Origin of the sequence: Hungatella sp. SL.1.14 (genome assembly GCF_024460495.1) — a bacterium.
Taxonomy (GTDB): Bacteria; Bacillota; Clostridia; order Lachnospirales; family Lachnospiraceae; genus Hungatella; species Hungatella hathewayi.
Genome location: NZ_JANFYJ010000014.1, coordinates 113627 through 139341, shown reverse-complemented (window position 1 = coordinate 139341; position 25715 = coordinate 113627). Strand labels below are relative to the sequence as shown.

The following is a 25715-nucleotide window of genomic DNA, read 5'->3' as shown; positions in this document are numbered from 1 at the left end:
AGTTCTGGAAACGGAACTCCTTTTTAAAAGGAGACATGAAGTGAAAGGTGCGGCGAAGTGAAAGGTGCGGCAAGATGAAAGGTGCGGCAAGATGAAAGGTGCGACGATGTGAAAGGTGCAGCGATGTGAAAGGTGCGGCACAGTGAAAGGCGTTGCAGTGCGAAAGGTACGGCAAGGTGGAAGGCGCAGCGATTGAAAGGTGTAGCCAGGTGAAAGGCGCGGCAGTGCGAAAGATGCAACAATGTTAAGGCGCGGCAGTGCGAGGCGAACAGCGATGCCAAGTGAACCTGCGTATGAAGGAAGCGGCGGAAGAAACGGAGCGGAAACTAAAAAGTGACTACAAAGAGAACTGTAAAAGGGAAATGATGACTGTGGCAGAGGAAGAGAGGAATGGTCAAATGCCGGAGAATACAATATTAAGCGTTAAAAACATCGTAAAGACCTATCCTGGTGTGATTGCGATTAACCATTTTTCCATGGAAGTAAGAGAGGGAGAAGTCCATGCGCTGATCGGAGAAAACGGAGCGGGGAAATCCACACTGATCAAGACTCTGTCCGGGGCAATTACCCCGGATGAGGGCACTGTCTGTGTGAACGGAAAAGACTTCACCGCCATGACTCCGAAGCTTGCGAAGGAGCAGGGAATCGAAGTTATATATCAGGAATTTACGCTGGTTCCGGGAATCAGCGCGGCAGAAAACGTGTTTCTCGGTGAAAAGACGAAGCCGGGATTATTTGTAGATATTAAGGAGAGGGAAAAAAGGGCAAGGGAGCTGTTTGAGCGGTTAAATGTAGATATCGATGTCTCAAAACCCGTGAAGGATTTGTCTCCGGCCCATCAGCAGCTGGTAGAGATTGCCAAGGCAGTCAGCAAGCAGGTAAAGATCCTGATAATGGATGAGCCGACAGCGCCCCTCACAGTCAGTGAAGTGGAGACCCTGTTCCGCATTATTAAGGATTTAAAAAGCCGGGGAGTCACCATTATTTACATATCCCACAGGCTGGAGGAGCTGTTTGAGATTGCAGACCGCGTCACGGTCATGAGGGACGGTTGTTTTGTGGATACAAAAGAGATTGCGGAGATCGACAGGAAGCAGCTGATATCCATGATGGCCGGACGGGAACTGAATGAGAGTTACCCCGAGAAGAAGTGTGAAATCGGGGAGGAAGTGCTGCGTGTGGAGCATTTGACGGGAAATGGGGACTCAGATATTTCCTTCAGTCTTCATAAGGGAGAAATTCTGGGCTTTGCGGGTCTGGTGGGCGCCGGGCGAACGGAGCTGATGAGAGTCATCTACGGAGCAAATGCAAAAGAGGCCGGCCGGATCTTCGTCAATGGAAAAGAGGAAAAAATAAGGTCCTGTCAGGACGCCATACGTTGCGGAATCGGTTATATTCCGGAGGACAGAAAGAATCACGGTGTATTCCTGAGAATGTCCATCAAATGGAATACGGTGGCCAACAATTTAAAAGGGTATTCCAATGGCCTGTTTGTCGATCAGAAGAGGGAAGCCAGGGCCGCGGAGGAATATCAGGAGAAATTTAAAATCAAGACTCCGAATCTGGATCAGCTGGTCGGCAACTTATCGGGCGGCAATCAGCAGAAGGTAGTTATCGCGAAAACGCTGGCGGCAAACAGCCGGATTATCATTTTCGACGAGCCGACGAGGGGAATCGATGTGGGAGCCAAGCATGAGATCTATAAGCTGATGAATGAACTGGCGGAAGCAGGACACTCCATTATCATGGTGTCTTCAGATATGCCGGAACTGCTCGGTATGTCCGACCGGATTGTGGTGATCTATGAGGGCCGCAAGACCGGTGAGGTTTCAAAAGAGGAATTTGACCAGAATTATATATTGGATTTAGCTTCAGGAGGAGAAGAAAATGGAAAAAACTAAGACAAGCTGGATAGATTTATACAAGAAATACGGGATCTACATCTTTTTAGTGGTGGTCTGTGCCTTCTTTTCCGTGGCGGCCCCCAATTTCCTGTCGGCATCCAATCTGATTAATATACTGCGGCAGGTATCCATGTTCGGAATTGTGGTAATCGGTGTTACCATGGTTATGATCGGTGGTGGAATGGATCTGTCCGTCGGCGGTCAGATGGCGGTTGTAGGGATGGTTGTCGGTTTTCTGCTGGTTAAGCTGAACCTGCCGATTCCGGTTACAGCTCTTGTTGGTATTCTGACGGGCATTGCGTTTGGCACGGTAAACGGGATTGTAGCGATTAAGCTGAAAATCATGCCGATTATTGTTACGCTCTCCACAATGCTTATTTTGCAGGGCGTTGCCTACCTGATTACGGGCGGTTATCCGATTACCGGGATGCCGAAGCCGTTTCTGATGCTGGGCCAGGGATATATTGGGCCGATTCCGATCCCGGTTATCATATTTGTGTTGTTTATCCTGTTTGGCTGGATCGTGATGAATAAGACTTATCTGGGCCGTATGATCTACGCGCTGGGCGGGAATAAAGAGGCGGCCAGACTGGCGGGAATTAACGTGGATAAGCTGACGGTTATGGTGTATGCATTTGCAGGATTTGCGGCAAGTATTGCGGCGCTTATTATGGTAGCCAGGACAAATGCTTCACAGCCGGGTGCAGGAAGTTCTTATCCGTTTGACTGTATGACGGCGGCGTGCCTGGGCGGAATCAGTATTGCAGGCGGCGAAGGCAAGATATCAGGAGCGGTGATAGGTGTTATTATTATCGGAGTTCTGGATAACGGGCTGGTGTTAATGGGTGTTAATTCCAACTTCCAGAGTGTAGTGAAAGGCATAATACTGCTGCTGGCCGTGGCAATTGACTGTTATGAGGCGAAGAATAAGAAGAAAGCGTGAGAATAGGATGTGAGAAAAGAGCAGTAGAAAAGAGTGTGAAAGGCTGGTGTGAAAGGAGGGCGTGAGAGAAAAGCGGGGGAGAAGGGAATAAGAAAAAGATGCAGGAGAGAGAAATAAGAGAAAGAATTAAGAGAAAGGCGGTGGTTTTATATGCTGAGCAGGAAGCTTCCATTTTATGAGATAGAGAACGGAATTTATGAGATTGACGAGTTTGACTGCGTGAGTGTGTTCGTTGTCGTGGGGGAAAAGAGGGCTCTCGTTGTGGATACAGGGACAGGGATTGGGGACCTGAAGTGGATAATTGAAGAGAAAATCACGGATAAACCGTATGATGTGGTACTGACTCATAATCATGGGGATCATACAGGCGGAGCCGGATTCTTTGATGAGGTGTGGATCCATGCAGCCGATATGGACTGGACCGGCGCAACGGCGCCGAGTGTGGAGTTTCGAAAGGATTATGCGGGAACGATCAGGCGGAGAGAGAATAAGAATTACGATTATGATGTGGAGACGGACATTCGCCCGTGGGAGAAGATGCCAAAGCTAAACGAGATGACCGATGGCCAGGTGTTTGATCTCGGCGGACGCAGGGTGACTGCCTGGCACTGCCCGGGTCATACGGCCGGGGAGATGGTCTTTATCGATGACCTGACGAAGACGCTGCTGCTGGGCGATGCATGCAACTGCAATCTTCTTATGGGCCGAGGTTTTGGAAAAGATCCGCGGGATGAGATCCGAACAGCGAAGGAAGGACTTGAGCGTCTGATCTCTATGAAGGGGCAGTATGATCATTTCTATAATGCCCACCATGATTTCAGGGGCTTTGGACAGACTTTGTACGCGGATGCACTGGAGGATGCTGTGAAGTGTTTTGAGGGGATACTGGATGGAACCGCGAAGTTTGTGGAGGTGCCGGACAGTCTGTTTCTGGATAATCCGCCTAAGATAGCGGCGGAGTATGGGAAGGTACAGATTTCTTATATGGAGGGGAGGATTGATGAGGTTTAGGTTCGAACAAATCTGTTAATTTGTTTGTGTTTGATTGAAGGAAGGCATTCAAGGCATCCTGATTCTTTCGGTGTATGAAAGATCGGGGTGTCTTTTTTTTCTGTCTGAAAGGATTTGGTAACATGGAGGCAGCGGTATGAAGCAGGCAATAAAGGATCGGGAACTGTGAAATTGACCGTTGGAGTCAAGTGTGATACGATTGGATTAATTAAAATTTATTTTTGGCAGAGGAGTTAGGAGAAGCGTTTTTGATATAGGATTGATGCAGAATGGAAGGAATCACGTAAGGCTGACTGGTAAGTACTAAGGGGAAGAATACAAAGCAGAAACGGGAGGGGGAAACGGGGATGATTTATGTAACTGGAGACTGTCATGGCGATTACTGCCGTTTTCGTGCGGATATATTTCCTGAGCAGAAGGAAATGACGAAAGATGATTTTGTGATTATCTGCGGTGATTTTGGATTCTGGGATGAATCGGGCGAACAGAAATACTGGAGAAAGTGGCTGTCTCACAAACCATTTACAACCCTGTGGGTGGATGGGAACCACGAAAATTATGATCTTTTGAAGAATTATCCGGTGGAACAGTGGAAGGGTGGAAACGTGCAGTTTATTGCGCCTGATATCATTCATCTGATGCGGGGGCAAATATTTGAAATTGAAGGGCTGCGCTTCTTTACATTCGGAGGCGCCAGGAGCCATGACATCTCCGGCGGCATTTTAGAACTCGATGATCCGGAGTTTAAACGGAAGAAAAAGGAACTGGATCACGGCTGGGAACCGTACCGCATCAACCACCTGTCCTGGTGGAAGGAGGAGATGCCGGATAAAAATGAATTCGAGGAAGGACTTCGAAGTCTGGATCGGTGCGGCTGGAACGTAGATATTATTGTAAGTCATTGCTGTGCCTCTTCGATTCAACAGGAGGTCTGCGGCGACAGATGTGAGAAGGATGAACTGACAGAGTATTTTGAGATGATCATGGGGCGGTGTGAGTTTGGAAAATGGCTGTTTGGACATTATCATGAGAATCGGAATGTGGGGAAGAGGTTTGCGGTGTTGTATGAGCAGATTGTGAGGGTTGTGTGAGGAGATAAGTGGATTATACAGATAGAGCGATTTGTTCAATTATGGTAGAATAGGAGGAAAATTTCGGAAGAGGAATTATACAATCTGCAGAAATGGCTCCGGAGGTGCTTTTATTGGAGGCATGAGGATAAGATGATATTGAAGACCGAGAAGTTAGAGCGTGCTTGATGTTTGGAAATCATTTAGTAGATAGAGGTGCTGATGAAGAGCATGCAGAATGAAAATAGATAATTTGTAAAAATAAAGATTAATAATAAAAATGTAAAGGAGTATAGAATATGCAGACATTATGGGATGAATGTAAGAACTGTTTTAATGAAGGATCGGATTTATGGAATTACTATAGCGCTAGTTTTGAAAATCCATTTGGTGATAATCAGGCATCTATTAATTTTATTAAGGATTTTTTTAAGGCAGGAGGTAAAGAAATAGCAATTGAAATGGATTGGAGGGATACAGAGGTTAAAAGACGAAGCACTCATTCGATCTATGTGTACTTTTTAGGATTATTATTATATAGAGCAATTGGAGAGAAGCTTGAAATAAAGTCTGAGTATGGAGCAAATTACGATTTTTCTTATTTATGGTATATTGTTTGTTTAGCCCATGACTATGGTTATGAATATGAAGTAAAACAAATTAGTGAGATAAAACTTGATAGCTGGTGCAGGTATTACTTAAACTATTTAGAAAATAATATTAAGTCTGCTAATGGCGAACTTAAAAGGTTTGGATTGTTTAGACCTAACAGAGATCTTTTTTATAAATTTATGGGGTATGATATTACAGGATATGATACATGTGAGACAACTGAAATGTTAATGATGGATGGTGGAAATCAGTATACAAGAAAACAATTATGGCTTAATAAAGATATAGAATATACAAATGGGTTAAAAGTTAAATCTGGAATTTATACAAAAGAAATAATAAATCAATATTTTCAATACAGATTATATCATTTTAATTGTATTGATCATGGCATAATCGGAGCAGATAAACTGTATTATGGATTGGTTAAAAATTACTGTAGTAAGTTTAAACAATGTCAGAAACCTGTTGATTTTAATAATTTTGTATTTAATAATCTGCATTTTTGCATAGAACAGTTTAGAATTTTTCGTTATATTAGTGACTGTATTGCTTCTCATAATATATGGTATGCTTCGGATATGTCAAGTAAAAGGTCTTATATTAATTTTGGATTAAATTCTCTTGTATATAAAAAAAATCGAAAAATATCATATGAAAAAAATCCTCTGTTTTATTTATTATGCCTGGCAGATTCGTTAGAGCCTGTAAAGCGTGGAAATGAATCAGATGCTCAACAGATTCTTGAACAAATTAAAATAGATTATTACCATACTAGCAAGACTGTAAAAATAACAATAAGAAGTTATTGGTCCAATAGTGAATGCGGAAAGCAATATATCAGAAATGTAAAAGAGCTGACAACTTGGCTGGATGTTAAAATAGAGTGTATAAACTGGGAAACGGGAAGTATAATTTGAGAAATATGAGAAATATAATTGAATTATAAGGCTTATAAAGGGAATTTTTATAATAATACATACTATATAATATTTTGATATTTGGTATTTAAAATTAATGTAAGAAAGTGGTATAATAAAAAATAAACTATAATTTCGTTTCTGTCAATATAGTAAAAGTTTGGTGAGGTTAAAGATGAAAATTTTGTATAGTAATATACAGCCTTTGGGATTAGAAAACGGCCAAGAAACTATCGAAGAATGTATAAAGAGACAAATAGAAAATGCAGATAAAATAGAAATAGCAGTTGGTTATGTTTCAAAGGCCTCTTTAGAGGAATTAGATAGTTTAGTTGATATGCATCAAATATCAAATATCTGTTTAAATATTGGCATGTACTATGTTGAAGGTATGCCGGAGGGTACATATCATACTGCGATAAAATGTGATAATAGATGGAAAGAAAAGAATATTGGCGAAGTACGCATGATCAATACGTTTAAGTATCATGGGAAAATTTACTGCTTTTTCAAGAATAACGAAGTATTTTCTGCTGTTATAGGTTCTGCCAATTTAGGTGTTTTAAAGTTGGAGGCCAATAATAGAAGGCAGTATGAATCATCTATTTTAACTGAAGATGCAGAAGAGTGCAGAGAGCTTGCTTTATTACTTGAAAGGTTAAAATCACCTGTTTGTTCTGCAAACATTCAAGAAATAGATGTTCCGATAATTAGAGAAGAAAATACCTCTTTGAACAGCATTGAATCTGTAGAGCAAATACCACAAAAGGAAATAGAGCTATATAAAATACATAAAACTGATATTTCTTTTACGCTGCCTCTTAAAGTTCCAGCCAGTGCAGAACGGCATATGGATGATGGTAAACATTACACTAAGTCGAATCTTAATGTTTGCTATGCGGCTCCAAGAAATTTGCGTAAATCTAGAGACTGGTTTGAAACACAATTAACTGTGAGCAAAGAGATTACAAGAATGGAAGGATATCCAGAAAAGAATACCCCCTTTTTTGTGGTAACTGATGATGGTTATTGGTTTAAAGTTCATACCACAAGTGATGGTAATAAACAGTTCAGTGCAGTAGGAAATGAACTTATAATGGGAAGATGGATTAAAGGGCGTTTAGCAGCTGCGGGGTTGGTTACCCCAATAAATAATACAGGAATAGATACAGAAAGAACAGGTATGATAACAAAGGAAATGTTGGCTGCGTATGGTTGCGATAAATTAGTCTTAACTAAGACTACGCAGAGAGCAGTTGACGAGTATGGAAACGAATTAGATGTATGGTTTTTTTCATTTGAAGCATCTGAATAAAGGAGCTGAATATGAATTATCTTAAAAAATATTTAAAAACCATTTCCGATAGAGGAAATATTAAACTTTCGGAATCTATTTTAAAAACTTCAGACGATATAGGAGAAAAATATATTCGTAGTTTTCCATATACTGGACATGAAATAGGGCTGTTATTTGGAAATGTACAGTCGGGAAAGACTGGACAAATGTTTGGAATTATATGTAAAGCAGCGGATCTTGGTTTCCCTGTTTTTGTCCTTCTAACAACTGATAATATTGTTTTGCAGCAGCAGACATTAGAGCGGGTAAAGGAAGATTTAGATGGATTTTGCATTTGCGGAGAAAATGACGGCGGATTATTTCTTGATAACAATTTACTGCAGCCGGTAATTATTGTACTGAAAAAAAACGTTCGTATTTTAAAACTTTGGTCTAATATTTTAAATTCTACTGGCTTTATGAAGGGGAATCCTTTGTTTATTATTGATGATGAAGCAGATGCAGCATCTCTTAATAATTTAATTAATCGAGACAAGAAATCTTCTGTTAATCGCTATCTAGAATCAATAAAAGACGGAGCATCCAGCAGTCTGTATCTGCAGGTTACTGGTACTCCACAGGCAATATTACTTCAAACATTAGCCTCTGGCTGGCATCCATATTTTACTTACTACTTTGAACCAGGAAATGAATATTTAGGCGGAAATTATTTCTTCCCTCCTAATCGGAAGTCTGATGCAGTTTTATACTTAGAAGATATAGATAATCCAACTAGAGCTGTAATAATTCGTCATCTTGTAGTATCAGGGCAAATTATTAGGATGGGAGGAAAAGTATCAAATTGTCTTTTTCACCCGAGTGTCAGACAGAATATTCATAATCGATATGCTGAAGAAGTTAATAAAGAACTTAAATGGTGTTTAAAGTTTATAGATACTGATTTTAAAGAAGAATTAAAAAAAGAATATGCATTTTTAGCTCCTCAAAAGACAAAAAAAGCGCCTTTTGAGGAGTTATATGAAACGGTTGTCACTTTGCTTCAGAAAGATCAGATCAAAGTTTTAATTATGAACGGGAAAAGTGAAGTTTCCAGTTCTGACTATGCAGAAGGAGTTAACATAATTATTGGAGGAAATACTCTTGGAAGAGGTGTCACTTTCCCAAGCCTGCATACAATTTATTATACTAGAACAAGTAAGAAGCCTCAGGCGGATACTATGTGGCAGCATAGCCGTATGTTTGGATATGACAGAGATCCCGGTATGATGAAGATTTTTATTGATGAATGTCTTTATAAATTATTTGCAGATATTAATGCTACTAATAATTCTATTATATCGCAGATAGAAAATGGAAGCGAACGAATAAATATCTATTATCCTAAAGGGATAAGCCCAACTAGGATATCTGTTTTAAATAAAGATAAAGTAAATCTTATAACAGGAGGCAGAAATTACTATCCATTTAATCCAGATAATGACACAATTGAAAAATTAGATCAATTATTGGCACCCTTCGATCATAATGAATTATTTTATCAAGTAAATATACGATTAATGCTTGAAATTTTTAAACATATAATATCGGATAAAGATTTTAAAATTTCAGCTTTTAATGGTGCTTTATTGGCAATACTGGCAAATAACCCTACTGCGCAGGGCATTTTAATTGTTCGGAGAAATAGAGATATTACAAAAGGTACCGGAGCAATGTTGTCACCAAATGACTGGTCTTTAGGTGCTTCACACTCAGATAAGACTGTGTTGACAATGTATAAGGTAACAGGAAATAAAGGGTGGTCCGGAAAACAGCTTTGGATTCCTAATATAAAACTACCGGAATCGATGGTTTATTACGATGTTGAGGAATAGTTAGTATAGTATTTTATCAATTGCTGCAGCAGGAATTTGGAGGATAGATATGTCAGATAATCATACAAAAGAAATACGAAGTAAGAATATGTCTCATATTAGAAGTACAAATTCAAAACCAGAAGAAATTGTTAGAAAATACCTGTTTTCTAAAGGACTGCGTTATCGTAAAAATGTTAGAAATTTACCGGGGTGTCCAGATATTGTACTCTCTAAATACAGAGTGATAATTTTTGTTAACGGTTGTTTTTGGCATCATCACAATTGTCCGCGATTTGTATGGCCCTCTTCAAATGTAGAATATTGGAAAAATAAAATAGATCATAATGTTGAACGAGATAAAAAAAATAAAGAACTTTTACAGGCACAGGGGTGGAGGGTTATTACAGTTTGGGAATGTGAATTAAAGAAAAAAATAAGAGAACAGTGTCTGGAGAAACTTTATCAAGAAATTGTTGGGCTAAATTAATAGAAAAAGCAAAGCACATATGACTTGTACTTTGCTTATGGATTATTCGTTTATATTGGCATCAATAGATTCGTAGGGGATACCGGCAAAGCTGTTTAATACTGCTTCAAATATAATTTTTGCGCCTTGACAGGGAACCGCCATACCTATTTGTTTGCGAACGCTTTCTTTATTACCAATAAATTTATAAGTGTCCGGAAAAGTCTGCAGTCGTGCACGTTCACGATTAGTTAATGCTCTAGGTTCTAACCAATGATATATGTGAGTGCCGCCGCCGCCGCTTCCGGTAACCGTATAGGCAGGTTTTTTTGGATCCAGCCGTTTATAAATTTGACTAATTTTAGCTCCTGATACATGTAATTGAAGTTCCTCAGGTATATTGGCAGTAAATGCATTTTCGCCAGGTTTTATGCATTTAAGCCGTTCGATAACAGTTTTGGACTGTTTAGTTGGCTCATTATTCATAGCATCAATAGGAATAGGGATTTTTTCAAGTGCAGTTTTACATGTATTGTCTACCTTTTCATATGGCTTGGGAGATGGTACACGGAATGTAATGTTGAGATCATTTCGAATTCCAATAATAATAATACGATGGCGCGCTTGAGGAATGCCGTATTGCTCAAACTTATATAAGTGAGGTGTTAAGGTGTATCCAGCGTCACCCATCTCTTTAAGAATTTTTGTAAACGCTTTGCCAGAATTGGCATTACGGAGACCACCTACATTTTCTGCTAAAAACCACATGGGAGTGTACTGCTTTAGGACTTTGATACCATAGGAATAAAGCGGGCCATATGTTCCATTCATGCCTTTTTGTTCACCTACTACGCTATAATCGTTGCAGGGAAACCCAAAGGCCAGCGCATCGATAGGAGCAAGTCCAGTTAGATTAAAAGTTCGAATATCTGCATGATATACAGTAGATGGCTGGTTTGGACAGATATTATATCGATATGTTTCACACGTGTTTTCATCGTAATCATTAGACCATTGATGAACGATTTTAAAATTGGGATCTGCAATCTCCGCGTTTATGGCGCCCCAGGCAAGTCCACCAGGTCCACAAAATAATTCGCCTAGTCTAAAAATCATATTATGTTTCACCTCGTTTTTTAATAAGCAGATTAATGGTAGTCTGAATACAATCCTTTTCTTCAGGATTTAATTTGTCTGCATTTTTAAATATATACTGATGATTAGAAAGATCTTTGTCATCTAGAAAGTTACACATCTTATATAGTGAGATCAAATCTACATTGTATAAGATAGAAAGCTGCTTTAATATTTCGGGGCTTGGTGTTTGCCCGTGTTCTATCCTGCTCAATATTGAGTTAGTTATATTTGTAGCTTTTTGAACGTCAGACTGGCTTAAGTTAGAGCTTTTACGTAAATTTTTTAGATATATTCCTATATTATTCATAACATCACCTTGATAAAGAATAACATATTTGCTGCGATAATGCAATAGAAATAAAAAAAATACTTTATTATCGCAGCAAATAATAAAATTAAAACAGCACTATAGAACATACGTTCACTATATTATAACAAAAATTTCTGTTTAAATCAATATAAAATAAATTTTTATGAAAGAATAAAGAGGCAGAGTCATTCTATTTAGAGAGTAACTCAATTTGCGTCTATTATGAGGTATATAACATGATAACAGGGGTCTATTATATTCAGTTAAAAGATGCACACATAAATTGGGGCAAACATAGGAAAACCAATACAAGAAAATTGCGTGAGGAAGAAGCTTATATTGCGATACCAGCAGAATATGCTTACGCATATAATTTAAAAAAAGGTGATATTTATTTATGCGTACTTGAAAATGGAAAATCCATTGAATTAAAAGCTTCTGGTTCACAAAGCAGGAAGGAATATGCTAAACAATTTGAAGGTAATGGAAATCTAAAAATCATATATGATTGGTATAAATCTAATAATGCAGTTGAAGGGGATTATGTGGTAGTAACCATACATGATAATAAAACTATTGATTTAGAATTTATTTCTGCTGCCGATCATATGCGGCTATTAAATTTAAATATATTTGGAAAAAAGGGAAAAATATCTAAGCTAGATGAACGCGTAAATGTAGGATTTCGATTGATAAGTCTTAAGCTGAAAAATAGAGAATCAGAACATTATAACATCAGATTTTTTCCAGATGATTTAAAGAGCAAAAGTGAAAGGCCTATTACGACATTAATTATTGGAGCAAATGGAGCTGGAAAAAGTTTTATTTTAATGATACTTTCAGACATCTTTAATGCAGTTCAAAATACTAATTCAGTATCACAGCTGAAATACACTTATTATGGGTTAAAATATATATTAAATGGTGATTTAATTGAAATAGAAATAATTAATCGAGCAGTAATTATTCATAAAAATGATGTGTTATTGGATAAGGGAAACTATGCTTTACCTAAGAAAGTACTTGCGGTTGCATTTATGCTTAATGATAAGTTCCATTTTAAACAAAATACTGCTTTAAATGAAAATAACATTTATGAATATTTAGGCGTAAGAGTAACGTCAAATGCTTCATGGACAAGCAGTATAGGAAATAAAATTGCTGAATGTTTAGTTAACCTTGCGTCAAATGAAAGACTGCAGGACTTTATAGAACGCTTATCAAAATATCTTGAATTAGATTCTAAATTATCAATAGGATGTGAAATTTCTGCGAGCGATTTTTGGCATGATGATTTAAAAACATATTTAATAAAATGCGGACAAAAAATAACAGATCAAGAGGAATTTAGACGTGATGCGGTAAAAAGAATTTCAGAAGATGATTACGAAATATTAGCAGAATATTTATCAGAGATTAGAAAGAATAATCTATATATACAAGAAGGGAACAAAATTCAATTTGGTGTAGTTTTTAGTACAGATAATACTCGAGATGAGATACTAAAAGTTAAAAATGATTATAAATTAATTAGAGATTTGTGCAATCTTAAGGTAATTAAAAATTTAAGTTTGTACTTATATAAAAAGGGTGAAAAATATTCTTTTGATGATGCGAGTTCTGGAGAAAAGCATATTTTGTATTCGTTTGCAAATATTTTTAATACTATACAAGAAAATTCACTGGTTCTTATCGACGAACCTGAGATTAGTCTGCATCCAAATTGGCAGATTAAATATATTAGCTTTTTAAAAGATGTATTTAAGCACTATAATTCATGCCATTTTGTAATTGCCACGCATTCTCATTATTTAGTGTCTGATTTGGATCCAGAAAGTTCATCTTTGATTACTATGGAGAATGGTCAGAATAATGAGAAAATAGTGAACACAATTAATTATAGTACTTATGCCTGGTCGGCAGAAAACATATTATATAATGTCTTTGGTGTTAGAATGACAAGAAATTACTATTTTGATTTTGATGTAAGACAGCTTCTCTATTTGATCAGTCATCAAAAAAAGGAAGAGCTGTTAAACATTAAAAAATTGTACTGCAAACTTAATAAATATGTTTTAGATGAAAACGATCCTTTAAAATGCGTTTTAGATGAAGCAAAGGAGTATATTAATAATGTTGAATGCGGCGAATCCAGTTAAATATTCCAAAGGCCAAAGGCAATATATTAAAAAATTAGGTACGCCTCGATATGAGGATTGGTCAGTTAATAATAAAATTAATAACAATATTAAAAAAACAATTAGGTATCAATTGTTGATACAACAAAATAACCGCTGTGCTTATTGTGGGTTAAAATTATTTGAAACATCCAGACCTGAGATAGAGCATATTGCGCCAAGAAGAATTCATCCGGAATTCGAATACATAAATAAAAATTTGGTTATAGCCTGTCAGTATTGTAATAGTTCTTCAAGAAAAGGAAGTTATGATACAATTGCAGTTAAGACGGATTATTATAATGCCTGTCAGTTTAACATAGTACACCCATATTATGATGATACAGATAAGTATTTTGACGAAGAAACATTTATAATTAAAATAAAATCTGGTCTTCCTGAAAATATGAGAAAAAAGGCGGAAAAGACGTTCGAAATTTTTAAAATAGATGATCCATTACAAGTAGAAGCAAGAGCAAAGCAGGTGATTTTTGACCGTTGCAGGCAGAATTACTCACTTAGTGAGTTAGCTGAAAAATTATTGAATGAAATCAGTACTTATAATTAGATATTTTATAGATGATCAGTGTTTGTGATATTTTAAGGGATTCTAAAAGTAACTGTCTATTTATCTGTATCTTGTATAATATATAGTCACGGAGGCCGTAAATGATTTTATATATTTACGACCTCCGTTTTATTGCTGAAATCGTAATAGCTCCTTTATAATTTACTAAAGCAATCATTTCTAAATCTCTAAAAATAATTTTATAAGCGCTTATTTTACCTAATCAACCCTACACCAAATACAACTCAATCCCCACCCCCCGGATATACTCCTGCCACTCTTCCGCCAGATAATGATCGGTCACAATAATATCAATACATTCCAGCGAGGCAAAATACGCTGGCCGGATCTGGTCAAACTTGCTGGAATCGGCCAGCAGGATCTTGGTGACAGAAGATTTTATAACTGCCTGCATCGTAGATATCTCGTAGTTATGCATACATGTAATCCCAAGCTCCCGGTGAATACCCGCAGCGGACAGAAAAACCTTGTTGGCACGAATCTGATTAATCAGATCAATTGCCTGCTGGGATTCAAACATCTGGGCGTTGGGATGGTAGAAGCCACCCGGGAAGATCAGGCTGATATCTTCTTTGGTGATCAGTTCATTCAGTATATTCATACTATAGCACAATGCCGTCACAGGCATGCCGCTCGGAATGTAATGGGCCAAATGTTCGGTGGTGGAGCCGCTGTCAATGATGACGGTGTCATTGGGTTCCACCAGAGTTGCGGCAAATTTGCCAATCAGCTCTTTCTGCAGGTTGCGTTTCTCTTTTTCTGATTCCAGAGAGTAGGAAGGAGATGCCTCTGACAGACTGCTCTGGGGATTAAACATGATTTTTCCGTTTTCAAAATTAATGGTATGATCTGCGGTCAGTTCTTTGATATCTCGGCGAACAGTCATTTCGGATACATTTAGATGAGTGGCCATCTCCTTTACGGTGATGCTGTTTTTTATCTTTAAAAAGTGTATGAAATTATTTAAACGGGTCTCTTTTTTATTCATGATTGATCTCCCTCGTTTTACTCATTATGACTTTATTGAATTTAACTCTATTGAATTTAACTTTATCGGCTCTAACTCTATCAATGCTAACTCTATCAATGCTAACTCTATTAATGCTAACTCTATCGGATCGAACTCTATCAATGCTAACTTTATCGACTCTAACTCTACCAATGCTAACTCTATCGGATCTAACTCTACCAATGCTAACTCTATTGACTCTAACTCTATCAATTCTAACTCTATCGATTTTAACTCTATCAATCCCAACTTTATCAATTCTGACATTACCGAATCTAACTTCACCAATTCTAACATTTCTCAATTCGATATTAACATTTTTGCCTTGAAAAGTAAACGGATTCCCCGAAAAACCTCAATTATCCTATCAAAAACGTCAAAATTAACAATTTATCAGTAACAAAATGTGAGTATTCACAAACATTTTTTCGAATATTGACTTTAAATGTAAAAAAAGTTATCATAAAACTATCTAAAAGGCAGAAAATGTTAAAAAATATAACATTATTAGGGAGGACGACGTGGAGGAGCTTTTAAAATTACAAAATATAACCAAAAAGTTCGGAAATGTAGTCGCAAATGATCATATCAACTTAAGCGTGGGCAGGGGAGAGATCCGGGCTCTGCTGGGGGAGAACGGAGCCGGCAAATCGACTCTGATGAATATCATTTACGGCCTGTATCAGCCCACATCAGGGGAGATCTTTTTCGGCGGCAGGCAGGTGGCAATTCATTCTCCGAAAGAAGCGATTCATCTCGGCATCGGCATGGTTCACCAGCATTTTATGCTGATACCGGAACTGAGCGTGGTGGAGAATCTGGTTCTGGGGAGACGGTCGCGGAGAGAACCGTTTCTGGATCTGGAAGAAGCGTCGGAGGAGATCCGGAAATTGTCTGAAATGTATGGGCTGGACGTGGATCCAAAGGCAAAGGTGAGTGACCTTCCGGTTGGAAGCCAGCAGAGAGTGGAGATTATCAAGGCGCTGTACCGTGGTGCAAATGTCCTGATTCTGGATGAACCGACTGCGGTGCTTGCCCCGCAGGAAGCGGAACATTTAGGGACTGTAATCAGGACACTGTCGGAACAGGGAAAGACGGTTATCTTTATTACGCATAAGCTGATGGAGGCCAGAGATCTGGCTCACAATATTACGATTTTAAGGAACGGAAAGACAATTGTGACCGTACCGGCGAGAGAGAAGAGCAATGAGGAGCTGGCACAGCTGATGGTGGGGCATCCGATTGCCACCGACCTTCCGAGAAAGGAATACGCACCCGGCAGGGAAGCGCTGAAGATCAGCGGCCTTTCCATGACGGCAAAGGATGGGAAACGTCTTCTGGACAATATTAACCTGACTGTACACGAAGGGGAAATCGTTGCAGTTGCCGGAGTGGATGGAAACGGCCAGTCTGAGGTAGTCGAAGCGGTGACCGGACTTCGTAAGATCACGGATGGAAAGGTGGAGTTCTTTGACCGGGATATGAGCCGGACTTCCGTCCGGGACAGAATCCGCGAGGGTATGGGCCATATCCCCCAGGATCGCCATAAGGAGGGAATGGCGCTGGATATGAGCCTTTCCGACAACATGATTCTGGAAACTCATGGTGATAAGAAGTTCAGCAGATGCGGATGGATCGACTACGACAAGGTTAATCAATACACCGGTGAAATGATTGAAAAATACAATGTGAAGGCCACCGGTTACACCGCGCCGGCGGGAAGTCTCTCCGGAGGCAACCAGCAGAAGGTGGTGCTGGCCAGAGAAGTGTCGAGAGAGCCGAAGATCCTGATTGCCGCACAGCCTACCAGAGGCCTTGACATTTCGGCAGTGGAGTTTGTTCACAGGAAGCTGCTGGAATCAAGGGATTCCGGTGTTGCAATCCTGATGATTTCCACGGAACTGGAGGAATGTCTGTCGATCAGCGACAGGCTGGCAGTCATGCATCAGGGCAGAATCATGGGAGTGATGAAACGTGAGGAATACGATGTGGAGAAGATTGGCCTGATGATTGCCGGGGTAAATGATGGAGAACAGAAAAATGAAGATAAAACAGAACGATAAGAGAAAAATTTTGACGCAGTTACTGAAACCGGTGGCGGCAATTGCGGCGGCACTGCTGGTTGGCGCAGTTTTGATTCTGTACGCAGGGGCAAATCCTGTCACAGCGTACAAATCGCTTCTGGCCGGGGCGTTTGGTAGCTTTTATAACTTTACAGAGGTGCTGGTGAAGGCGTCTCCATTGTGGCTGGCAGGTCTTGGCGTGGCACTGTCGTTTAAAGCAGGCATTTTTAATGTGGGTGCGGAAGGGCAGATTATGATGGGGGCACTGGCCACCGCGTGGATCGGCGTTGTGCTGGGGAATCTCCCTATGGTCATCCTGCTTCCTGTTACCATGCTTGCCGCAGTGCTGGCAGGAGGCATCTGGGCAAGTATCCCGGGCATGATGAAGGCGAAGCTGGGGGTCGACGAGATTATTACCACAATTATGTTTAATTACATTGCAACCTGGGTGGTCAGCTATTTTGTGACAGGGCCTTTAAAGGATCCGGCGGGGGTTAATCCGCAGACTGCGGAGCTGGGAGCGGGGGCACAGCTTCCGATTCTGGTGAAGGCGACCAGGCTTCACGCGGGTCTGATTGTTACCCTGATTCTGATTGTCGTCATGTATTTTGTCATAAAAAAAAGCACGTTTGGTTATAAGGTGAGGCTGCTGGGGAGCAGTTTATCCGTGGCAAGAGCATCGGGGGTCAACGTTCCCCTGACACTGATCACTACGATGATCATCAGCGGCGGCCTGTCTGGGTTGGCCGGGATGATGGAGATATCGGGGCTGCACCACAGACTTTTAAATTCATTTTCTCCAGGCTATGGTTTTACGGCGGTTGTCGTGGCTCTGCTTGGCAATCTGAATCCGCTGGCTGTATTCGTATCGGGATTTTTCTTTGCAGCAATGACGGTTGGGGCTAATGAGATGCAGAGAAGCGCTGCCATTCCCACCTCGTTAATCAGTGTGATTCAGGGATTGATCGTGTTCTTTGTTCTGATCAGCGAGGTGAAACACTTTCCGATACCCCGTATTTTCACATCGAAAAGGGAAAACAGGGAGGTGACGGAATGAATATCTTAAGTATGGCATTTATTGTGGGACTTTTGACTGCCACGGTCCGTATGATGGTCCCGATTCTTTTGTCGGCACTGGGAGAAACGTATTCGGAACGTGCGGGTATCTTAAACATTGGTCTGGAAGGCATTATGCTGATCAGCGCGTTCTTTGCCTTTCTGGGATCTTACTATTTTGACAGTGCGGCCGTAGGCGTCCTGTTTGGAGCAGCTTCCGGACTGATAGTGGGGCTGATCGCGGCATTTTTAAGTGTTACTCTGCAGATTAATCAGATGATCAGCGGCATTGCCTTAAATATGGTGGCTGCCGGGCTTACCAGCTTCTTCTACCGGGTCATGTTTGGCGTACTTCCGATCCCACCTCAGGCAAAAAGCCTGCCAGTACTGGAGATTCCGGTGCTGCGAGACATACCGTTCCTGGGTGAGATTCTGTTTCAGCACAATATTCTGGTTTATGCAGCATTTATTCTTGTACCGGTATCTTCCATCATTCTGTATAAAACCAGCTTCGGATTAAAGATCCGCGCGGTGGGCGAGAATCCAAAGGCGGTGGATACGGTGGGCGTCAGCGTGAACGGTGTGCGGTATTCGGCGGTGTGTATCTGCGGCCTGCTTACCGGGCTGGCCGGGACGTGTCTGACCATCGGACAGCTCAATATGTTTATGGATAATATATCTGCCGGAAGAGGGTTTATCGCTCTCGCAGCCGTTATTTTTGGGAAATGGAATCCAAAAGGTGTTCTGTTTGCTTCCGTTATTTTTGCATTTGCGGATGCTCTTCAGCTAAGGCTCCAGTCTCTTGGCTTCCAGATTCCGTATCAGTTCCTGGTCATGCTTCCCTATGTGCTGACCGTGGTGGCACTGGCCGGAGTCGTGGGTAGGAGCAAAGGACCGGCCGCATTGGGAAAAGCATACAGTAAGGAAGGATGACGGAACAAGTCAATCAACAAAACCTGTGAAAAAACTTATCAGCAAATCGCTGAAAGTATAAATGTCTTTCTAACTACAAGGAGGAGAAGAAATGAGAAGGAAACTGAGTTTGGTAATGGCAGCGGCACTGACAGCAGCGCTCCTGGGGGGATGCGCAGGCGGAAATGCAAAACAGCCGGCAGGCGATACAACGGCGGCTCCGACGACGACGGCGCAGGCGGAGGCCGGCAGTACGGAAGCAGAAAAGACAGATGCAGAAAAAACGGAGGCGGCGAAGACAGATGACAAAAAAGCCGGGGACAGCGCTAAAACCGGGGACGGACAGTTTAAAGCGGCTCTTATTGTAACAGGATCGGTCAATGACGCTGGATGGAACGCGGCTGCCTACAATGGCATGAAAGCGATTGAAAGTGAAATGGGGGCGGAAATTAATTTCTCAGAAAATGTGTCTCTTCCCGATGCGGAACCGGCATTGAGAGATTTTTCCAACAAGGGATATAACTTAATCTTTGCACACAGCATGGAGTACGGCGAGTCTGTGACAAAGATTGCGGGGGATTATCCGGATACAAAATACGCAGTCTATACGGGAACTGTGGAAGCGGACAACGTGGCTTCCATCTCCTTAAACGAGCACGAGACGGGATATCTGGCGGGAATGCTGGCGGCCTCCATGTCAAAGACGGGCAAGATCGGAGTCATTATTGGTTCTGACTTACCTCCGATGATCCGAATCGCAGAGGCGTACAAGCTTGGCGCGAAAGAGGTAAATCCGGATATTCAGGTGTTTGACGTATTTGCGGGCAGCTGGGACGATATTGCAAAAGGAAAAGAAGCGGCTCTGGGACAGATTGAAAACGGCGCCGACGTTATCTTCCATGTTGCGGATAAGACTGGACTGGGAGCGATTCAGGCGGCGCAGGAAAAAGGCGTGTATGCAATTGGCTCGTCTGTGGATCAGAGTGCAGTGGCACCCGGAACCGTATTGTCCAGTGCCCTGGATCATGCGGATAAGGCCTATTTAGCGGCGGCGAAGAGTGTTTCAGATGGTACCTTTAAGGGCGGAATCATGAGGATGGGACTGAAGGAAGAGGCGATTGGCATGGCACCGTACGATCCTGCCGTTCCGGAAGATGTAATTAAGAAAATAGAAGAAAAGACTGCACAGATCGTAAGCGGAGAATTTGAAGTTCCGGAGATTCTGGAAAGAACTGCAAAATAGGGAAGGTGCAGCATACCGGGAGTACGCGCTTCCCGGTATGCTGTCTGACTGAGCATAAAAAGGATGAATAGAAAAGGAAACAAGATGAACGATTATTTATTTTACGGTGCGATGACGGAACCGATCGCGCCCATGGACAAAGAGGGAAACATCGACTATGAGCTTTTAAAGGCCCAGGTGCAGTTTCAGCTGGACCATAAGATTCACGCGATTTTCGTCAGCGGACTGACGGAGTGCATGGTGACCAGTGTGGAAGAGCAGATTGAGATGCTTCGGGAAACTGTGAAGACAGTAAACAGCCAGGTTCCGGTTATGGGAAATATCTGTTTAAACCGCCCGGAGGATGCGCTGTACGCCATCAGAGCGTTTGAGGAGGCAGGCGCGGATGCGGTCAGCATTGCCCAGCCTCACACCTTTACGTATGAGGAGGACGCTATTTATGAGTACTATACGAATCTGATCCGCGGGACAACGCTGCCGGTCTACGTGTACAACGCGCCCCAGACGAATAATGTGCTTTCCCCAGGTCTGGTGAAGAGGCTGGTGGAAGAAAATGACAATGTGAGGGGCTATAAAAACAGTGTTCAGGACATTCTTCATCTGCAGAGCGTCATGGAGCTGATTCCGAAGGAACGCCATTTCGAGTGTATCGCGGGCAGCGATTCAACAATTTTTGCAACACTGGCACTGGGGGGCTGCGGAATTATTTCCTGGGTATCCATTATGTTTCCGGAGCTGATCGAGGAACTGTGCGATGCGTATTTCAGAGGGGATATCGAGGAGGCGAGAGCTCTTCAGTTCAGGGTGCAGAAGGTGAGGACGATTTTAAAGCATGCCCCTATGGATTCGGGGTACCGGTATGCCGGAGAACTGATCGGACTTCCTATGGGATACCCGAGACAGCCGATGTCACAGGCGACAGAGGAACAGAAAAACTACATCAGAGAAGAACTGACAAAACTGGACATGATTTGACAAAGGAGCGGAAATGAAGCCAAAGAAGTTAATAACGCTGGGAAGCTATCATACGGATTATTTTTTGATTGGAGACAGGATTCCGGACAAAGGTGAGACGGTAACGGGAAATTACTATTTTACAGAAGGCGGCGGCAAGGGGTCCAATCACGCCTGTGCCTGCTCTATCCTGGGCGGAAATGTGGTTTTGATTCAGAAGCTGGGAAGGGATGAGGGCGGGGAGACGGCCTGCAGAGAATTCGCAGAATACGGCCTTTCTCTCGACTACGTCCGGATGGTGGAAGGTGAGAAGACGGGGCTGGCGCCGATCATGATTGACAAGGACGGAAATAACGCCATTATGGTATTTCCCGGTGCGCACGGTCACTATACAAAAGAAGACATCGACAGGGCAGACCGGGAGTTTGACGACGCATTTATGGCGAGCTTTGTATTTGAGACGAATCTGGATATGACGGAGTATGCCATTAAAAAGGCGTATGAAAAAAATGTGGCCGTATTTCTGGATCCGTCTCCGGTGACGAAATTCAATCCGGATCTGTATCCCTATCTGACCTGGATCAAGCCCAACGAGCATGAGGCTACTCTCTATACGGGGATTGAAGTGACGGATTATGAGTCTGCTGCCGATGCAGGCAAATGGTTTCTGGCAAGGGGAGTTAAAAATGCGCTGATTACATTGGGGGAAATGGGATCGGTTCTCGTCACGCCTGATTTAATCCGGACGTTTCCGGCGCCGAAGGTGACGGTTGTGGATACGACAACGGCGGGAGATGTGTTTGCCGGGGCGTTTATCTATGCGCTGTCGGTTGAGATGCCCTTAGACGAGGCAGTGCTGTTTGCCTCCTGTGCGGGAGCATTAACGGCGACAAAGGCGGGAGCGGTGAAGTCGGCTCCTCATATGGAAGAGGTGCAGCAGCTTTTGGCTGAATTTAAAAAATCAGCCGGACTTATATAAATGCGGCAGGAGACTGAGATGAATCATACGATATTTGCGTTAAAGGGAACAATCGCCTATACGCCGGCTCCGCAGAGATTTGTTTTTGAGGAAGAGAGCTTTCTTGTGTGCAGGGACGGGAAGGTCAAAGGAATCTGGAAGGAACTGCCGGATGAGTTAAAGGGGATTAAGGTCTATGACTACACGGGAAAGATTATTTTCCCGGGCATGTGTGATCTGCATATGCATGCGCCTCAGTATGCGTTTCGGGGGCTGGGGATGAATCTGGAGAATCCGGACTGGGATATGTGGTTTGAAAAGTATGCGTTTCCCGATGAGAAACGGTATGAGGACTGCGAATACGCGAAGATGGCGTATGAGCGGCTGACTGATGATCTTTTAAAGACGACGACAACGCGGTGTGTTATGTTTGCCACGATTCACCGGCAGAGTACGGAGATCCTGATGGATTTGATGGAAGAAAAGGGAATCACAGCCTATGTGGGCAAGGTGAATATGGACCGGAATTCGATTCCCGGACTGCTGGAGACCACAGAGGAGAGTCTGGAGGAGACAAAGCAATGGATTGCTGACTGTGAGGATAAGAAAAAATACAGGAAATGCCGCCCCATCATTACGCCCCGCTATATTCCGACCTGTACGGATGAGCTGATGAGCGGACTGGGAGATCTGATTGCGGAGAAGAAAATTCCGGTCCAGTCCCATTTGTCTGAGGGCCTGGATGAGATGGAGTGGGTGCGGGAACTGAAGCCGGAACTCTCGTTTTATGGAGAAGGCTACGATGAGTACCATATGTTTGGGGACACGGTTCCAACGGTGATGGCTCACTGCGTCTATTCTCCGGAGGAAGAGATACAGCTGATGAAGAAGCGCGATAAGCTGATTATCGCACACTGCCCGCAGTCCAATATCAGCAGCTCCGGCGGGATTGCCCCGGTGAAGCGGTATCTGGCGGAAGGAATCCGGGTGGGACTTGGAAGTGATATGGCCGGCAGTAATACGCTTTCTCTGCTGCGGGCAATTACCGATGCCATCCATGTGTCGAAGGCACGGTGGGCTTTTACGGAGCGCGGGGACGATCCTCATGCGAAGAAGAATGTTCTGTCTCTGGCGGAGGCATTTTATCTTGCAACCCACGGGGGAGAAGGTCTGTGGGAGCGGGTTGGAAGCTTTGAAGAGGGATACTGCTTTGACGCTGTGGTCATGGACGATTCCAGGATCAGCGACTACTGTGAGCGAAGCAGCTATGAGCGGACGGAGCGGCTAATCCTGATGTCGGACGACAGGGATATTGAGGCGAAGTTTATCGATGGGAGCATGGTATACCAAAGGGATGCAAAACAGAGATAAGAGTGGAGAAGGATACTGGGAAAGGGGAGAGGCTGAAACGTGAAAACAGTTGTGATTGAGGACATCAGGCCGGACAATGACTATGGCCTGATTGTACAGATGCCGGAGGAGGGAAACGTATATCAGGATGATTACTTTTACTGGAAGGGAAGCCTGATTCCAGCCTGCTTTCAGACAAACCGGATATCGACAGGGACGATGAAGACGTGGCACCGGGATCCTGTGTTTCAGAAGCTGGAATTCCATGAGGATTATGAAAAATTCGTGTTTCTTACGGGGACAGCCCTTTTTCCTGTGGCGGATACGAGAGATGGCGCTGTCTGTGACGAAAGTTTCCGGGTTCTGCGGGTGAGCCCGGGTACGGAGGTGCTCGTACCTCCGGGAAAAGCCCATTTTATGCCGGTTGCAGAGGGGGATGAGCCGGTCCGTATTACGGTAGTATGCCCGGAAATGCCGTTTTACCATGTGTTTCTGAGTGAAGCGGTACGGGCCGAAGTAAAGGAGTGAGAATGGATTGGACAATATCTGCTTAAAGCGGTATTCCTGCCGGTGTTTTCGGAAAGAGAGAGTGTCGGAAGAGGCGCTGATCCGGATCTTTCAGGCTGCGATGCAGGCTCCGTCTGCGCTGAATGAACAGCCATGGGAGTTTCTTCTGATAAGAGAGGCATGTATGAAACAGGAGGTTGCAGGGATTAATCCATACTGCCATCCGGCAGCCGAAGCAGACTGCCTGATTCTTTTATTGGCTGATTTGAACAGGCTTAAGAAGGACAGCCCCTGGTGGGTTCAGGATATGAGTGCATGTGCGGAAAATATGCTGCTGCAGGCCGTGGAACTGGGACTCGGGGCCGTCTGGCTGGGCGTCTATCCAAGAGAAGAGAGGATGAAGAAACTGAGCAGGCTCGTGTGTCTTCCGGAAAACGTGATTCCGTTCGCTGTAATTTCTGTGGGATATCCGGATGAGGAACGGGATCCGGTGCTGAGATTTGACGGGGACCGGATATACGGGGAACAGTATGGAACCAGGCTGTTACTGCAGAAAGACAGCGGGGAGACAGAATGGTGAACGTGTGAAACAATAAGAATCTATGGAAAATTGGGAAGGTATCAGTAAAATGAATAATAGTGAAATGAACAATAGTGAAATCTATTCACATGTGGATCATACGCTGTTAAAAGCGTATGCTTCATGGGAAGAAATAAAGAAATTATGTGATGAAGCCGTGACGTACCGGACTGCCTCCGTATGCATCCCTCCATCCTATATAAAACGGGTCAGGGAGACGTATGGAAAAGATTTTAGAATCTGTACGGTGATTGGATTCCCGCTGGGATATCATACAAAAGATATAAAGGTGCGTGAGACTCTGCAGGCCATTGAAGACGGTGCGGATGAGATTGATACGGTTATTAATATCGGGGACGTGAAAAATGGAGATTTCGATCTTGTGCGTTCGGAACTGAAAGCCATCAGGGAAGCTGTTGGGGAAAAGATACTGAAGGTAATTATAGAGACGTGCTATTTAACGGATGCGGAAAAACGGGAAATGTGCCGTATCGTGACCGAAGCGGGAGCTGATTATATCAAGACTTCCACCGGATTTGGAACGGAAGGGGCTGTGCTAAAGGATATTCTCCTGTTTAAAGAAGAGATCGGTCCCGGTGTAAAAATTAAGGCAGCAGGAGGAATGCACAGCCGACAGGATTTTGTGGAGTTTTTAAATGCCGGATGTGACCGTCTGGGGACGAGTTCCGCAGTGAAGGTGCTGGAGAAGACGGATTGAGAAATAGTAAGAATAATATAAAATTCGCGTAAATCTATTTATCAGGATTTATGCGAATTTTTTTGCTTTTTCCTGG

General features: G+C 42.5%; 24 protein-coding genes. 20 read left to right on the top strand and 4 right to left on the bottom strand.

Going from position 1 to position 25715, the window contains the following annotated elements; genetic code table 11:
* Nucleotides 1-398: 398 nt before the first annotated feature.
* From NE473_RS16275 to NE473_RS16240, 8 genes are all read left to right on the top strand, one after another.
* Nucleotides 399-1901, top strand: coding sequence for a sugar ABC transporter ATP-binding protein (locus NE473_RS16275; RefSeq protein WP_039891063.1), 1503 nt, complete (start codon nucleotides 399-401; stop codon nucleotides 1899-1901).
* Complete coding sequence (locus NE473_RS16270) at nucleotides 1888-2847, top strand: ABC transporter permease (RefSeq protein ID WP_006772178.1); 960 nt, start codon at nucleotides 1888-1890, stop codon at nucleotides 2845-2847. Before NE473_RS16275 ends, NE473_RS16270 begins: the two co-directional genes overlap by 14 nt.
* A gap of 150 nt (nucleotides 2848-2997) precedes the next feature.
* On the top strand, nucleotides 2998-3858 hold the full coding sequence (locus NE473_RS16265; protein ID WP_055649601.1) for an MBL fold metallo-hydrolase: 861 nt from the start codon (nucleotides 2998-3000) through the stop codon (nucleotides 3856-3858).
* 347 nt (nucleotides 3859-4205) lie between these two features.
* Nucleotides 4206-4949, top strand: coding sequence for a metallophosphoesterase family protein (locus NE473_RS16260; protein ID WP_055649600.1), 744 nt, complete (start codon nucleotides 4206-4208; stop codon nucleotides 4947-4949).
* Between the two features lie 278 nt (nucleotides 4950-5227).
* Nucleotides 5228-6460 carry a hypothetical protein gene (locus tag NE473_RS16255; protein WP_055649599.1) on the top strand — a complete coding sequence of 411 codons (1233 nt, stop codon included), beginning with the start codon at nucleotides 5228-5230 and terminating at the stop codon, nucleotides 6458-6460.
* A 175-nt stretch (nucleotides 6461-6635) separates the two neighbouring features.
* A complete protein-coding gene (locus NE473_RS16250; protein WP_055649598.1) occupies nucleotides 6636-7775 on the top strand; it encodes a restriction endonuclease PLD domain-containing protein in 1140 nt (379 codons plus the stop codon).
* An 11-nt stretch (nucleotides 7776-7786) separates the two neighbouring features.
* Nucleotides 7787-9628, top strand: coding sequence for a Z1 domain-containing protein (locus NE473_RS16245; protein ID WP_055649597.1), 1842 nt, complete (start codon nucleotides 7787-7789; stop codon nucleotides 9626-9628).
* A 49-nt stretch (nucleotides 9629-9677) separates the two neighbouring features.
* Nucleotides 9678-10097 (top strand): very short patch repair endonuclease, encoded by a 420-nt coding sequence (locus NE473_RS16240; RefSeq protein ID WP_055649596.1) that lies wholly within the window; start codon nucleotides 9678-9680, stop codon nucleotides 10095-10097.
* A 42-nt stretch (nucleotides 10098-10139) separates the two neighbouring features.
* Here the strand turns inward: NE473_RS16240 and NE473_RS16235 are convergent, their stop codons facing one another.
* Together NE473_RS16235 and NE473_RS16230 are read right to left on the bottom strand one after the other, a co-directional pair.
* Nucleotides 10140-11192, bottom strand: coding sequence for a DNA cytosine methyltransferase (locus tag NE473_RS16235; RefSeq protein WP_055649595.1), 1053 nt, complete (start codon nucleotides 11190-11192; stop codon nucleotides 10140-10142).
* A 1-nt stretch (nucleotide 11193) separates the two neighbouring features.
* Complete coding sequence (locus tag NE473_RS16230) at nucleotides 11194-11520, bottom strand: helix-turn-helix domain-containing protein (protein ID WP_055649594.1); 327 nt, start codon at nucleotides 11518-11520, stop codon at nucleotides 11194-11196.
* Nucleotides 11521-11759: 239 nt separating this feature from the next.
* On the opposite strand from NE473_RS16230, the gene NE473_RS16225 reads away from it, so the two are divergent.
* Both NE473_RS16225 and NE473_RS16220 read left to right on the top strand, forming a co-directional pair.
* Nucleotides 11760-13682 carry an AAA family ATPase gene (locus NE473_RS16225; protein WP_055649593.1) on the top strand — a complete coding sequence of 641 codons (1923 nt, stop codon included), beginning with the start codon at nucleotides 11760-11762 and terminating at the stop codon, nucleotides 13680-13682.
* Nucleotides 13657-14268 (top strand): retron system putative HNH endonuclease, encoded by a 612-nt coding sequence (locus NE473_RS16220; RefSeq protein ID WP_055649592.1) that lies wholly within the window; start codon nucleotides 13657-13659, stop codon nucleotides 14266-14268. Before NE473_RS16225 ends, NE473_RS16220 begins: the two co-directional genes overlap by 26 nt.
* 229 nt (nucleotides 14269-14497) lie before the next feature.
* Here the strand turns inward: NE473_RS16220 and NE473_RS16215 are convergent, their stop codons facing one another.
* Nucleotides 14498-15277: a DeoR/GlpR family DNA-binding transcription regulator gene (locus NE473_RS16215; protein ID WP_055649591.1), complete on the bottom strand. Its 780-nt coding sequence runs from the start codon at nucleotides 15275-15277 to the stop codon at nucleotides 14498-14500.
* A 24-nt stretch (nucleotides 15278-15301) separates the two neighbouring features.
* A complete protein-coding gene (locus NE473_RS16210; protein ID WP_155521573.1) occupies nucleotides 15302-15586 on the bottom strand; it encodes a hypothetical protein in 285 nt (94 codons plus the stop codon).
* Between the two features lie 233 nt (nucleotides 15587-15819).
* On the opposite strand from NE473_RS16210, the gene NE473_RS32865 reads away from it, so the two are divergent.
* The 10 genes from NE473_RS32865 to deoC all read left to right on the top strand — a co-directional run bounded on the left by NE473_RS32865 (nucleotide 15820) and on the right by deoC (nucleotide 25639).
* Nucleotides 15820-17361, top strand: a complete 1542-nt coding sequence (locus NE473_RS32865; protein ID WP_055649589.1) for an ABC transporter ATP-binding protein — start codon at nucleotides 15820-15822, stop codon at nucleotides 17359-17361.
* A complete protein-coding gene (locus NE473_RS16200) occupies nucleotides 17339-18418 on the top strand; it encodes an ABC transporter permease (RefSeq protein WP_039891047.1) in 1080 nt (359 codons plus the stop codon). Before NE473_RS32865 ends, NE473_RS16200 begins: the two co-directional genes overlap by 23 nt.
* Nucleotides 18415-19350, top strand: a complete 936-nt coding sequence (locus NE473_RS16195; protein WP_055649588.1) for an ABC transporter permease — start codon at nucleotides 18415-18417, stop codon at nucleotides 19348-19350. The genes NE473_RS16200 and NE473_RS16195 overlap by 4 nt, the downstream gene beginning before the upstream one ends.
* A gap of 91 nt (nucleotides 19351-19441) precedes the next feature.
* Nucleotides 19442-20572 (top strand): BMP family lipoprotein, encoded by a 1131-nt coding sequence (locus tag NE473_RS16190; RefSeq protein WP_055649587.1) that lies wholly within the window; start codon nucleotides 19442-19444, stop codon nucleotides 20570-20572.
* Between the two features lie 84 nt (nucleotides 20573-20656).
* Nucleotides 20657-21547 carry a dihydrodipicolinate synthase family protein gene (locus NE473_RS16185; RefSeq protein ID WP_118040547.1) on the top strand — a complete coding sequence of 297 codons (891 nt, stop codon included), beginning with the start codon at nucleotides 20657-20659 and terminating at the stop codon, nucleotides 21545-21547.
* Between the two features lie 13 nt (nucleotides 21548-21560).
* Complete coding sequence (locus NE473_RS16180; RefSeq protein WP_055649586.1) at nucleotides 21561-22505, top strand: ribokinase; 945 nt, start codon at nucleotides 21561-21563, stop codon at nucleotides 22503-22505.
* Nucleotides 22506-22523: 18 nt separating this feature from the next.
* A complete protein-coding gene (locus NE473_RS16175) occupies nucleotides 22524-23855 on the top strand; it encodes an amidohydrolase family protein (protein ID WP_055649585.1) in 1332 nt (443 codons plus the stop codon).
* Between the two features lie 39 nt (nucleotides 23856-23894).
* On the top strand, nucleotides 23895-24362 hold the full coding sequence (locus NE473_RS16170) for a hypothetical protein (protein ID WP_055649584.1): 468 nt from the start codon (nucleotides 23895-23897) through the stop codon (nucleotides 24360-24362).
* Nucleotides 24363-24369: 7 nt separating this feature from the next.
* Entirely contained in the window at nucleotides 24370-24921 is a 552-nt protein-coding gene (locus tag NE473_RS16165; protein ID WP_070102770.1) for a nitroreductase family protein, read from the top strand.
* Between the two features lie 64 nt (nucleotides 24922-24985).
* Nucleotides 24986-25639, top strand: a complete 654-nt coding sequence (gene deoC, locus NE473_RS16160; protein ID WP_055649709.1) for a deoxyribose-phosphate aldolase — start codon at nucleotides 24986-24988, stop codon at nucleotides 25637-25639.
* Nucleotides 25640-25715 lie beyond the last annotated feature (76 nt).